This window comes from Sphaerisporangium sp. B11E5, from assembly GCF_039871875.1.
Taxonomy (GTDB): Bacteria; Actinomycetota; Actinomycetes; order Streptosporangiales; family Streptosporangiaceae; genus Sphaerisporangium.
On sequence record NZ_JBDPMD010000007.1, the window covers coordinates 233,450 to 246,276 of the forward strand.

Below are 12,827 nucleotides of genomic sequence, written 5' to 3' on the forward strand. Positions count from 1 at the left end.
AGGCTAGCGAGATGATTGGGGCATGAGTCCGCTTATTACCGCTTTTTCCAGCCTTTCTCATGGAACTCACAAGGAAGGGGCAGGTCATGAGACCTGCCCCTTCTCTCGCATATCAGACGCCTTACCGGCGTGGCGCACCGCCCCGCCGGAAGCGCGCCATGATCAGAGCTTGTTGCCCGCCGACAGCAGGTCGTCGCACGCCTGGGCCACCCGGGCGGCCATGCCGGCCTCGGCCGACTTGCCCCACGCGCGCGGGTCGTAGTCCTTCTTGTTGCCCACGTCGCCGTCGACCTTCAGCACGCCGTCGTACTTGCGGAACATGTGCTCGGCCACCGGGCGGGTGTAGGCGTACTGCGTGTCGGTGTCGATGTTCATCTTCACCACGCCGTAGGCGATCGCCTCGCGGATCTCGTCGAGCGAGGAGCCGGAACCACCGTGGAACACCAGGTGGAACGGCTTCTCGGCGCCGTGCTGGGCGCCCACGGCGTCCTGGATCTCCTTGAGGACGCTCGGCCGCAGCTTCACGTGACCCGGCTTGTACACGCCGTGCACGTTGCCGAACGTCGCCGCGAGCAGGTACCGGCCGCGGTCGCCGACGCCGAGCGCCTCGGCGGTGGCCAGGGCGTCCTCGGGCGTGCTGTACAGCTTCTCGTTCATCTCGCCGACGACGCCGTCCTCCTCGCCGCCGACGACGCCGATCTCGACCTCCAGCACGACGTTGGCCTCGCGGGCCTTCTCCAGCAGCTCCTGGGCGATCTGGAGGTTCTCGTCGAGCGGGCACGCCGAGCCGTCCCACATGTGGGACTGGAAGATCGGGTCCTTGCCCTCGGCGACACGCTGCCGGGAGAGGTCGAGCAGGGGGTTCACGAACCCGGCGAGCTTGTCCTTGGGGCAGTGGTCGGTGTGCAGGGCGATCTGCACGGGGTACTTGTCGGCGACGGCGCGGGCGTAGCCGGCCAGCGCCAGGGCGCCGGTGACCATGTCCTTGACGGTGGGGCCCGAGAGGTACTCGGCGCCGCCGGTCGAGACCTGGATGATCCCGTCACTCTCGGCCTCCGCGAAACCGCGGAGCGCGGCGTTCAGCGTCTGCGAGGACGTCACGTTGATCGCCGGGTATGCGAAACCATTGGCCTTGGCCCGGTCGAGCATCTCGGCGTAGACCTCTGGGGTCGCGATAGGCATCGGAAGTCATCTCCCTGAACGGATCTTGATGGCCGCGCACGGGCCAGGACGAGCATTACGGGGCAGACAGCAAGTATTGCGAAGTAGCGGCGAGTCGGGAAACCACGGACCGGCCTGGTGCCGGAGTGCCGTGGCATCCGGCGCCGCCGGAGGCCGGCGCTCGCTCGATATACCTCGTCGTACCCGTTCGCGCGCGGAACCCGCTCGCCAGGATAGTCTCGTCCGTGATGGACCTCACGAATCTTCTGGACGCCCAGTGGTGGATCGTCACCTTCGGGCTGATCGGCATCCTGGCGATCATCTTCGCCGAGACCGGGCTTCTCATCGGGTTCTTCCTGCCCGGTGACTCCCTGCTGGTCGTCGCCGGCATGGGCGCATCCTCCGCCGTGGCGGCCTCCGTCGGCCTCGACGCGCCGTTCCCGCTGGCCGTGCTGCTGATCGGGGCGCCGTTCTGTGCCATCGTGGGGGCCCAGCTCGGCCACTACATCGGCGCCAAGACCGGCCCCCGGCTGTTCTCCCGGCCCGACTCCCGGCTGTTCAAGCAGGAGTACGTCGAGAAGGCCGAGCACTACTTCCAGAAGTTCGGCCCGGCCAAGGCCGTGGTGCTCGCGCGGTTCATCCCGATCGTCCGCACGTTCCTCAACCCGGTGGCCGGCATGCTCCGCATGCCCGCGCCGAAGTTCTTCCTGTGGAACGTGATCGGCGGCATCCTGTGGACGGAGTCGCTGCTGCTCTTCGGCTACTTCCTCGGCAGCTCGATCCCCAACGTCGACCGGTACATCCTGCCGGGCGCCGCGGTGATCATCCTGCTCTCGATCATCCCGATCATCCGAGAGATCATGAAGGGTCGCAAGGAGGCCCGTGCCGTCCCGCTGACCGGGCCCGTGAAGGGCGCCGGGGCCGTGCCGCCCGCCGCCGGCGAGCAGCCCCGGGGGCGTCACCACCGGGACCCCGCCTCTCCCATGTAGCGGGGCCGCGGGCCGTCCGTCAGACGATTGTCCTGATGAGCGGCCGTTCACCGCCACGGAGCGGCTACCCTCCGATATGTGGGACGCCACAGAACCGACCCCATGGGGCTCGCCCGCCTGCTGCTCGCGGGCGTGGCCGTCCTCGTGGTGGTGGCGCTCATCGTGCTCGGCGTGCTGGCCCTCATCGGGTCCCTGAGCTCCGACCCTCCGGCACCGAAGGACGCCGTGTCGTCCGCCCCGTCCGCGAGCGTCCCCTCGGCGCCTCCGGCCACCGGCACGGCCCCCACCCTGTTCGTGGAGTGCCGCGCCGACCGCTGCCCGCTGTTCGTGCGGGTCAGCGGCGGCGACGTCGTGGAGGACCGCGACCTCAGCCGCGGCCAGCAGGCGATCTACGACCAGCCCCGGCTCGACGTGGTGCTGGGCGACGCCGCCGGCGTGTACGTCGAGGTGAACGGCGAGCCTCGCAAGCCCGGCAAACCCGGCGAACGTCAGACCTTCACCGCCGAACGCGACGGCTGATCCGATCCGCCGCCAGGTGAAACGTTCAGGACAGACCGAGATCGGCGAGGGTGTAGGCGGTGCGGTAGGGGAAGCCGGTGGCCTCGATGGCCGCGGCGGCGCCGCGGTCCACGATGGTCGCCACGCCGGCGATCTCCGCGCCCGCCTCGCGCAGGGCCTCCACGGCGGTCAGCACCGAACCGCCGGTGGTCGAGGTGTCCTCCACCGCGAGCACCCGGCGGCCCGCGACGTCCGGGCCCTCGATGCGGCGCTGCAAGCCGTGCGCCTTGCCCTCCTTGCGCACCACGAACGCGTCCAGGCGCCGCCCGCGCGCCGCCGCCGCGTGGAGCATCGCCGCGGCCACCGGGTCCGCGCCGAGCGTCAGGCCGCCCACGGCGTCGTACCCGAGGTCCTCGGTGAGGTCGAGCATCACGCGGCCCACCAGAGGGGCCGCGGTGCCGTCCAGCGTGATCCGGCGCAGGTCCACGTACCAGTCGGCCTCACGGCCGGAGGACAGCACGACGCGGCCGTGCACGACCCCCTTTTTGATGATTTCGTCCAGCAGATTCGCACGGTCGTTCATGGGGCCAGCCTAGAGAACACCGCCGTGTGGGGGCCGTCCGGGCACCGCCTAATCACTGCAGGTCGGGCTTAAAGAACAAACTGGTACGGTCGGCGTGGACGTCCATAGATATGGTCATGCGCGGGCCGAATCGCCGGGATTCACCCGCGCGCGATCAGAGGCTTCATTACCCTGAGATAGGGCCGGGCTTCGGCTGCCACCGGGCCTGACCCACGTAGAAAGGGCGGTGTCGCGTGGATCGCTGCGCGCTGTTCGTTGACGCCGGCTACCTGCTGGCGGACGGCGCGATGGCCGTGCATGGGACCCGCCATCGCGAAGCCGTCACCTGGGACTTCCCGGGGTTGCTGCAACTGCTGTCCACTTTGTCGCGTGAACGCACCGATCTTCCGTTGTTGCGGTGCTACTGGTACGAGGCCACGGTCGAGGGGCGGCGCACACCGGAGCACGACGCGCTGGCCGACATCCCCGGCCTCAAGCTGCGGCTCGCCCGCATCCGGCCCGGCCGCCGTGAGGGTGTCGACGCCCAGGTGCACCGGGACCTCATGACGCTGGCGCGCAACAACGCCATCTGCGACGCCGTGGTGGTCAGCGGGGACGAGGACCTGGCGCAGGTCGTGAGCGACGCGCAGGACCTCGGCATCCGGGTCACCGTCATCCACATCGCCGCCGAGGGCAGCTGGGCGGTGTCGCGGACTCTGCAGCAGGAGTGCGACGATCTCATCGAGATCAGCGGCGGGCATCTGCGGCCGTACGTCAATCTCGTCACCGGCAACGTCGCGGGCCCGGCGGACACCGGCAACGGGCACGGCAACGGCCGTTCCGCCTCCGGCCTGTCCACCACGTCGTCCCACGGGTCACCCGGGTACGCCCAGGGGGCGCTCGCGCCCGGGCCGAGCGGCTCGGCGCCGCCCGCCGGGCGGGCGGCCAGTGGGCAGAGCCGGCCCGGTGAGCAGGGCGGCGACGCTGCTCCCTATGGCGGGGAGTCCACCTACGGCGCCTACGGTCCCGGTGGCGCGTACGGCCAGGCCGCCGCCGCGTACGGCACCGGGCAGGGCGGGCAGGTGGGGGCCCACGGCCTCACGCAGGACTCCCCCCAGAGCACCCCCGCGCACGGTTCTCCCGGTCCGGGCGGGTACGCCGCGGAGTCCCCCGGCGCCGGCTCGCCGGCCCAGGGGTCGTACGGCCTCGGCGCTTCCTACGGACCAGCCGGCCGGCCTCCCGCTGAGCCCCACGTCTCCGGCACGTTCATGGACGCACCGCCCGCTGCCGCCGTCCCCGGCGAACCGGCCGGCGCCGGTTCCCCGGGCACGGGCGGCCTGGGCCCGGCGGCCGGCCCCGGTGCCGGGGGCCCCGGATCGGGTGGTCCCGGTGCGGGTGGTCCCGGGTCCGGCTCAGGTGGGCTGGGGTCCGGTGGGCACAGTGCGGGTGGTCCCGGGTCCGGCGGGCATGGCTCCGGTGGGCTCGGTTCGGGTGGGCACGGTTCGGGTGGGCTTGGTACGGGAGGGTCTCTCGCCGGTGGCGTGCACGGTGCACGTGGGGCGGGTGAGAGCGGCTCCATGGGTGGCATGACGCCGGGGGGTTCTCTGGGTGGGGCGCCGGCTGGTGGTTCTCTGGGGGGTGGGACGCAGGGGGGTTCGCTCGGCGGTGGCACGGCGGGCGGTTCGCTCGGTGGTGGTGTCGCGGGTGGTCCTCACAGTGGCGGTGCGCATGGAGCAGGGACAGGGGGGGCCGCCGGGGGTGGTGGCCCGCTTGCCGGAGGGGGCGTTTCGAGCGGTGGTTACGGGGCGGGAGGCCTTCACGGCACGGGGGACGTGAACGCGTCGGGTCAGGCCGGAACGGGTGGGCACGCCGGGGGGGCGGCGAGTCGTTCTCCCGGGGCCAGTGGTCACGCACCCGGCGCCGGTGGCCACGGCACCGCGACGGATGGCCACGCCGACAGTGCGAGCGGTGCGACCGGTCTTGGTGGGGCGGGTGGTCCTGCGGGCGGAGCCGGTGGGCACGCGGGCGGTGCCGGTGGGCACGCGGGCGGTGCCGGTGGGGCCGGTGGGCATGCGGGTGGTGCCGGGGGTCACGCTGGTGGGTCCGGTGGGCATGCGGGTGGTGCCGGGGGTCACGCTGGTGGGTCCGGTGGGCATGTGGGCGGTGCGGGTGGGCACGCCGGTGGGTCCGGTGGTCTCGCGGGTGGTGCGGGTGGGCACGGCGGTGGGGCCGGTGGGCATGCGGGTGGTGCCGGAGGACATTCGTCGGCGGGGGCGCGAGGTGGGGGGGCGCATCAGGCCGGTGGGCAGGCCGGGGCGCACGGAGGGCGGTCCGGTGGGGGGCATGGGGCCGCGCAGGACGGTGGGACGGGGCAGCGGGGGGCGCAGGCGGCGTTGCCCGCGGCGGGGTATTCGGGGGGGTTCTCGGCGGATCCGGGTGGGCCGGGGCCGGGGCCGCTGACCGGGCCCATGCCGGCGCCGGTGCCGCCTCAGGCGGTGCCGGGGCAGTACAGTCCCGGTGGCCACGCGGGCGGGGCCGGTGGGCACGCGGGCGGGGCGCCGCCGTACTCGGGGGGGCAGCTCGGGCCCTACACGGGGCCGCAGCCGGCGCCGGTGCCGACGCACACGCCCCCGGGGACGACCACGCTGGCGGACGCGGTGAAAGCCGCTCACAAGGAAGGCCACGATTTCGGGGAGTCCGTCGCCCGGGACGCGCCGGCCCTCTGGCTGGAGGCGGTGCTCGCGCGGAAGCCACGTATGCCGTCTGACCTGGAGGCACGACTGCTCCAGGGATCGTCGCTCCCCATCGACTTCCTGCTGCACGACGAAGTGCGCCACGCGTTGCGCCGGGGTTTCTGGGATGCCTTGGAGCGTGCCCGGCGCTAACGTGGGCGTCATGCGCGTGCGCGCACACAATTGCTCATAGTTTGCTTGGAGTTGCTCAAGGACTCAGGTACACCGGCGAGGGGGTACCCATGGGTGAGGAGCGGCCTTCCGGGCGGCGCGGCGGACGGAGCCTTCGGGATCCGGTTCACCGTGCGGCGCGGGCGGACGATCAGGTCGACATCGACGTGGTGCTGCGTGCGCACCGCGCGGGCTATCCGCGGCCCCGGCCGGGCCCGGTGCGCCGGGCGTACGACACCGCCGAGCTGGCGCACCGCGGCCAGGTCCGCAAGTCCGGCGAGCCGTACATCATCCACCCGCTCGCGGTCACCCTGATCCTCGCCGAGCTCGGCATGGACACCGCGACGCTCCAGGCGGCCCTGCTGCACGACACCGTCGAGGACACCGACTACACCCTGCCCGAGCTGCGCGCCGACTTCGGCGACGAGATCGCGGTGCTGGTGGACGGCGTGACCAAGCTGGACGGCTCCAAGTGGGGCGAGCGCGCCGAGGCCGAGACGTTCCGCAAGATGGTGCTCGCCGCCGCCGCGGACCTGCGGGTGCTGCTCATCAAGCTGGCCGACCGGCTGCACAACCTGCGCACCCTCGGTTTCCAGCCGCCGCACAAGCAGCGGCGCATCGCGCGGCAGTCGCAGGAACTGCTGATCCCGTTCGCCGAGCGCCTCGGCATGTACGAGCTGAAACGCGAGATGGACGACCTGTGCTTCTCGGTGCTGCAGCCCGAGACGCACCACGAGATCAAGGCCGCGCTCGACGCCCGCGAGGCCGCCGGCCGCGACCTGCTGCGGCCCGCCGTGGACCGTCTGCGCGAGGCGCTCAAGGAGCACAAGGTCGCGGGTGAGGTGATGCTGTACCGCCGCCACCTGTGGGCCGTCCACCTGGACGTGGGCGACCGTCTGGACACGCTCCAGCCCGCCGACCAGTTCCGCCTGCTGGTGGTGGTGGACGGCGAGGACCGCGACTGCTACATCGCGCTCGGCGCCGTGCACGCGTGCATGAACCCGGTGCCCGGCCGGCTGAAGGACTTCATCTCGCTGCCGCGTTTCAACCTCTACCGCGCCCTGCACACCCGGGTCATCGCGGACGGCCGCAAGGTGATGGACGTCATCATCCGCAACCGCCGCATGCACCGCCTCGCCGAGCGTGGCCTCGCCGCGCACATCCACGAGATGGCGCGCGGCCCGGGGGCGAACGTCGCGGGCCGCATCGACCTCGAATGGCTGCGCCGCCTGCTGGCCTGGCAGAACGACGCCACGTCCGCGGACTTCCTGGAGTCGCTGCGCGGCGACCTGCGGCCCGACGGCATCGCCGCCTTCACCACCGGGGGCGAGCTGATCCCGCTGCCGCCCGGGGCGACGTCCATCGACTTCGCCTACGCCCTCGGCCCGCAGACCGGCGACCACGCCATCGGCGCGCTGATCAACGGCAGGCTGGTGCCGCTGCACGCCCGGGTGGACAACGGCGCGGTGGTGCACATCCTCACCGACGAGACCGCTTCGCCGTCCGCGGCCGGCCTGGACGCCGCCACCACCCCGATGGCCCGGCTGCTGATCCGGCGCCACCTGGCCACGCAGGGGGACGACGCCGCGGACAAGGGCCGGCGCATGGTCGCCGAGGCGGTCGCCGCCGAGGGCCTGGACCTGCTCGACCTGGAGTGCCAGGGGGTGTCCCGCAGCGTCGCCGAGCATTTCGGCCACCGCGAGCTGGACGACCTGTACGCCGCGGTCACGGCGGGCACGGTGGACCTCGACGACCTCGTCACGCGTCTCGCCAAGGAGAACGCCCACTCCACCGGCCCGGAGGAGACCACCTGATCGCGATGGGGCCGTCAGGACAGGGCGTCGAAGCCCGCCCGCAGATGCAGCACACGCTCGGACAGGTCGCGCAGCGGGCCGGTCAGGGGGTTGGTGCCCTGGGTCTTGGCGGCGAGCTCCTTGACCCGGGCGAGCTCTTCCTCGACGGCGGTGAGCCGGCGGGACAACTCGGGCAGCACCTCGGTGCCGGTGCCGTCCGGCAGCTCCACGGCCAGGCGGTCGCGCAGCAGGGCCGCCTGGTCGGAGAGACGGCTGTTCATGTTGTACAGCTCGACGAACACCGACACCTTGGCGCGCAGCACCCACGGGTCGAACGGCTTGGTGAGGTAGTCGACGGCCCCGGCGGCGTACCCGCGGAAGGCGTAGTCGGGCGCGCTGTCGACCACGGTCAGGAAGATGATCGGGATATTGCGCGTGCGCTCACGCCGCTTGATGTGCGCGGCGGTCTCGAAGCCATCCATACCAGGCATGCGCACGTCCAGCAGGATGAGCGCGAAGTCGATGGCCAGCAGCGCCTTCAGCGCCTCCTCGCCGGACCTCGCTCGCACCGCCACCACGTCCAGGGAGCTGAGGATGGCCTCCAGGGCGATCAGGTTCTCCTCGCGATCGTCCACGAGAAGGATCTTCGCTCGCTCAGCCATCAACCGCGTCCCTCCTTGGCCTCTCCCGAGCCCACGCGGTGGCGGGTCAGCCAGCCGCGCAGGCGCTCCAGCAGCCGGTCGACGTCCACCGGCTTCGGCACGTAGTCCGAGGCGCCCGAGGAGATGCTCTTCTCCCGGTCGCCGTGCATAACCTTGGCGGTCAGCGCGATGATCGGCAAGTCGGTGAACTGCGGCATGCGGCGGATCGCGGACGTCGTGGCCCAGCCGTCCATCTCGGGCATCATGATGTCCATCAGCACGAGCGCGACGTCCTCGTTGCGTTCGAGCTGCTCGATGCCCTCGCGGCCGTTCTCGGCGTAGACGACGGTGGCGCCGTGGCGCTCCAGCACGCTGGTCAGGGCGAAGACGTTGCGGATGTCGTCGTCCACGATCAGCACCTTGGCGCCGTTCAGCGGGTCCTCGCCCTGCCAGGTCTTGACGGCGGGGTTCAGGTTGAGCGACGGCATCTGCAGGTCGTCGCTGAGCGGCGGCTCGATGACCAGCTCGGGCACCTCCGGCTCAAGCGGACGCCCGTTGTCCTCCGGCACCACACTGACGGCCGCGCCGCCGTCGCCGTCCGCGAGCGGCCCGGCGTAGTTGATCGGCAGGTGGAGGGTGAAGGTGCTGCCGCGCCCCGGCTCGCTGGTGGCGTGGATCTCGCCGCCGAGCAGCCGCGCGATCTCGCGGCAGATCGACAGGCCGAGGCCGGTGCCGCCGTACTTGCGGCTGGTGGTGCCGTCGGCCTGCCGGAACGCCTCGAAGATCACGTCCAGCTTGTCGGCGGCGATGCCGATGCCGGTGTCCACCACCGAGAAGGACAGGATGTCGTCGGCGCCGCGCAGCGTCTCGTCGATGTACGGCACCTCGCCCGTGGCGCGGGTGATGCGCAGCCGCACCTCGCCCTTCGGGGTGAACTTCACCGCGTTGGACAGCAGGTTGCGCAGCACCTGCTGGAGGCGCTGCTCGTCGGTGAGGAGCTCCTCGGGCACCGAGGGGTCCACCTCGACGCTGAACGACAGGCCCTTGTCCCTGGCCAGCGGCGCGAACGTCGCCTCGACGTAGTCGACGAGCTTCGGCATGGACAGTTGCTGCGGGTGGACGTCCATGCGGCCGGCCTCGACCTTGGACAGGTCGAGGATGTCGTTGATGAGCTGCAGCAGCGCCGACCCGGCCCCGTGGATGGTGCGGGCGAACTCGACCTGCTGGGACGTGAGGTTGCCCTCGCTGTTCTCGGTGAGCAGCTTGGCCAGCACCAGCAGGCTGTTCAGCGGGGTGCGCAGCTCGTGGGACATGTTGGCGAGGAACTCGGACTTGTACCGCGAGGAGACGGCGAGCTGCTCGGCCCGCTCCTCCAGCGTGCGCCGCGCCTGCTCGATCTGGAAGTTCTGGATCTCGATGGCGCGGTTCTGCTTGGCGAGCAGCGCCGCCTTGTCCTCCAGCTCGGCGTTGGACCGGCGCAGTTCCTCCTGCTGGCGCTGCAGCTCGTCCGACCGCTCGCGCAGCTCGGTGGTCAGGCGCTGGGACTCGGTGAGCAGGCCCTCGGTGCGGCTGTTGGCGATGATGGTGTTCATCGTGACGCCGATGGTCTCGACGAGCTGGTTGAGGAAGGCCAGGGAGACGTCGTCGAACCGGCCGAGCGACGCCAGCTCCACCACGCCGAGCACCTGGTCCTCGAAGAGCACCGGGAGCACGACGATCTGGGCCGGGGTGGAGCTGCTCAGCCCGGTGTCGATGGTGAGGAACCCGGCCGGCACCTCGTCCAGCACGATCGGGCGGCCCTCGGCGGCGGCCTGGCCGACGATGCCCTCGCCGAACTGGAAGCTCTGCCGCGCCCGGCCGCCGGGACGCACGCCGTACCCGGCGATCAGCCGCAGCCGGCCGTCCCGCGGCCCGGTGACCATGTAGAAGGCGCCGTGCGCGGCGGACACCAGCGGGGTCAGCTCGCTCATGATCAGCTTCGCGACCTCCATGAGGTCGCGGTGGCCCTGCATCAGCCGGGAGACGCGCGCCAGGTTGGACTTCAGCCAGTCCTGCTGCTGGTTGGCCTTGGTGGTGGCGACGAGGTTGGACACCATCGTGTTGATGTTGTCCTTCAGGTCGGCCAGCTCGCCCTGCGCCTCCACGCTGATGGAGCGGGTCAGGTCGCCACGGGCGACCGCGCTGGTCACCTCGGCGATGGCTCGCACCTGGGTGGTCAGGTTGCTGGCCAGCTCGTTGACGCTCTCGGTGAGCTGCTTCCAGGTGCCCTCGACGCCCTCGACCCGGGCCTGGCCGCCGAGACGGCCGTCGGAGGCGACCTCGCGGGCCACGCGGGTGACCTCGGAGGCGAACGACGAGAGCTGGTCCACCATCTTGTTGATGGTGGTCTTCAGCACGAGGATCTCGCCCTGGGCGTCCACGTCGATCTTGCGGGACAGGTCGCCGCGGGCGACGGCGGTGGTGACCTCGCCGATGTTGCGCACCTGGTAGGTGAGGTTGGTGGCCATGAGGTTGACGTTGTCGGTGAGGTCCTTCCAGACGCCCGACACGCCTCGGACGCGGGCCTGGCCGCCGAGCTGGCCCATGGTGCCGACCTCGCGTGCGACGCGGGTGACCTCGTCGGCGAACAGCGAGAGCTGGTCGACCATGGTGTTCACCGTGTCCTTGAGCTGCAGGATCTCGCCCTGCGCGTCCACGGTGATCTTCTTGGACAGGTTGCCCTGCACCACGGCGGTGGAGACGGCCGCGATCTGGCGCACCTGGGAGGTCAGGTTGTTCGCCATGAAGTTGACGTTGTCGGTGAGGTCCTTCCACACACCGGACACGCCGTGCACCTGGGCCTGGCCGCCGAGCTGGCCCTCCGAGCCGACCTCGCGGGCCACCCGGCTCACCTCGGAGGCCACCAGCGAGAGCTGGTCGACCATGGTGTTGATCGTGGACTTGAGCTCCAGCATCTCGCCCTGGGCGTCCACGTCGATCTTCTTGGACATGTCGCCGTCGGCGACGGCCTTGGTGACCTGGGCGATGTTGCGGACCTGGTAGGTCAGGTTGGCCGCCATCGAGTTGACGTTGTCGGTGAGGTCCTTCCAGACGCCCGACACGCCCTTCACGTCGGCGCGCCCGCCGAGCTGGCCCTCGGTGCCGACCTCGCGGGCCACGCGGGTGACCTCGTCGGCGAACAGCGAGAGCTGGTCGACCATGGTGTTGAGGGTCTCCTTGAGCTGGAGCACCTCACCCTGGGCGTCCGCGGTGATCTTCTTGGACAGGTCGCCCTGGGCCACCGCCGTGGCCACGGTGGCGATGCTGCGCACCTGGCTCGTGAGGTTGGACGCCATGACGTTGACGTTGTCGGTGAGGTCCTTCCAGACGCCGGACACGCCGCGCACCCGGGCCTGGCCGCCGAGCTCGCCCTCGGTGCCGACCTCGCGGGCCACACGGGTGACCTCCTCGGCGAACGCCGAGAGCTGGTCGACCATGGTGTTGACGGTGTTCTTGAGCTCCAGCATCTCGCCGACGGCGTCGACGGTGACCTTGCGCGACAGGTCGCCGCGTGCCACGGCCGTGGTGACGACCGCGATGTCGCGGACCTGGGCGGAGACCCGGCTGGACATGGTGTTGACGGCCTCGGTGAGGTCGCGCCAGCTTCCTGACATGCCGCGCACGTTGGCCCGCCCGCCGAGCTGGCCCTCCGAGCCGACCTCGCGGGCGACGCGGGTGACCTCGGAGCTGAACAGCGCGAGCTGGTCGACCATGCCGTTGATGGCCTTGCCGAGGCGGCGGACCTCGCCCCTGGCCGTGCGGTCCATATCTATACGGCGCGACAGATCGCCCTGGGCCACCGCGTCGAGCACGTCCGCCGCGCTGCTGACCGGGCCCACCAGGGCGTCGATGAGATCGTTGACCGAGTGGACGCTCTCGGCCCAGGAGCCGACGCCGGGGCCTGGGGTCAGGCGGACGCCGAACCGTCCTTCCTTGACCACTTCCCGGCGCACGCGCAGGAGCTCGTTGGCGAGGTGCTCGCGGCGGTCGGCCACTTCGTTGATCAGAAGCCGGACCTCGCTGAGGATGCCGGGCGCCGCATGGGGGACGCGCCGCCGGAAGTCGCCGTCACGCCACGCGACGAGGGTCTCCAGCAACGGCCGGAGATCGGACTCGGTGTAAGACCGCTCCGAACCGGACCCCGCAAGTGTCGCGGTGCCTTTCATGAAGCCTCCTTCACGCTGTTCGGGCGGGACATGGAGTAGTGCCAGTCTGGCATGAAGGACACTATGCGGTCGCCT

Annotated in this window: 8 protein-coding genes and 2 pseudogenes; 6 read left to right on the plus strand and 4 right to left on the minus strand. The window is 71.2% G+C overall.

Going from position 1 to position 12,827, the window contains the following annotated elements:
* Window positions 1–162 precede the first annotated feature (162 nt).
* Complete coding sequence (gene fbaA / locus ABGB17_RS10160; RefSeq protein ID WP_347627780.1) at window positions 163–1,182, minus strand: class II fructose-bisphosphate aldolase; 1,020 nt, start codon at window positions 1,180–1,182, stop codon at window positions 163–165.
* 227 nt (window positions 1,183–1,409) lie between these two features.
* Here fbaA and ABGB17_RS10165 point away from each other — a divergent pair, with 227 nt between their 5' ends.
* Both ABGB17_RS10165 and ABGB17_RS10170 read left to right on the plus strand, forming a co-directional pair.
* On the plus strand, window positions 1,410–2,150 hold the full coding sequence (locus ABGB17_RS10165) for a DedA family protein (protein ID WP_347627871.1): 741 nt from the start codon (window positions 1,410–1,412) through the stop codon (window positions 2,148–2,150).
* Window positions 2,151–2,228: 78 nt separating this feature from the next.
* The gene (locus ABGB17_RS10170; protein WP_347627782.1) at window positions 2,229–2,669 is read left to right on the plus strand and encodes a RodZ domain-containing protein; all 441 of its coding nucleotides are present in this window, start codon (window positions 2,229–2,231) and stop codon (window positions 2,667–2,669) included.
* Window positions 2,670–2,694: 25 nt separating this feature from the next.
* On the opposite strand, the gene pyrE is transcribed toward ABGB17_RS10170, so the two are convergent.
* Window positions 2,695–3,231 (minus strand): orotate phosphoribosyltransferase, encoded by a 537-nt coding sequence (gene pyrE, locus ABGB17_RS10175; RefSeq protein WP_347627784.1) that lies wholly within the window; start codon window positions 3,229–3,231, stop codon window positions 2,695–2,697.
* 287 nt (window positions 3,232–3,518) lie between these two features.
* Here pyrE and ABGB17_RS10180 point away from each other — a divergent pair.
* The 4 genes and pseudogenes from ABGB17_RS10180 to ABGB17_RS10195 all read left to right on the plus strand — a co-directional run.
* Window positions 3,519–3,899 (plus strand): annotated as a pseudogene (locus ABGB17_RS10180) (NYN domain-containing protein); the annotation flags it as partial.
* Window positions 3,900–5,178: 1,279 nt separating this feature from the next.
* Entirely contained in the window at window positions 5,179–5,670 is a 492-nt protein-coding gene (locus tag ABGB17_RS10185; protein WP_347627877.1) for a hypothetical protein, read from the plus strand.
* A gap of 182 nt (window positions 5,671–5,852) precedes the next feature.
* Window positions 5,853–6,095, plus strand: a pseudogene (locus tag ABGB17_RS10190) (NYN domain-containing protein); the annotation flags it as partial.
* Between the two features lie 89 nt (window positions 6,096–6,184).
* On the plus strand, window positions 6,185–7,927 hold the full coding sequence (locus tag ABGB17_RS10195; protein ID WP_347627786.1) for an HD domain-containing protein: 1,743 nt from the start codon (window positions 6,185–6,187) through the stop codon (window positions 7,925–7,927).
* A 14-nt stretch (window positions 7,928–7,941) separates the two neighbouring features.
* On the opposite strand, the gene ABGB17_RS10200 is transcribed toward ABGB17_RS10195, so the two are convergent.
* Complete coding sequence (locus ABGB17_RS10200; protein ID WP_347627788.1) at window positions 7,942–8,568, minus strand: response regulator; 627 nt, start codon at window positions 8,566–8,568, stop codon at window positions 7,942–7,944.
* Window positions 8,568–12,752, minus strand: a complete 4,185-nt coding sequence (locus tag ABGB17_RS10205) for a HAMP domain-containing protein (RefSeq protein ID WP_347627790.1) — start codon at window positions 12,750–12,752, stop codon at window positions 8,568–8,570. Before ABGB17_RS10205 ends, ABGB17_RS10200 begins: the two co-directional genes overlap by 1 nt.
* Between the last annotated feature and the right edge of the window lie 75 nt (window positions 12,753–12,827).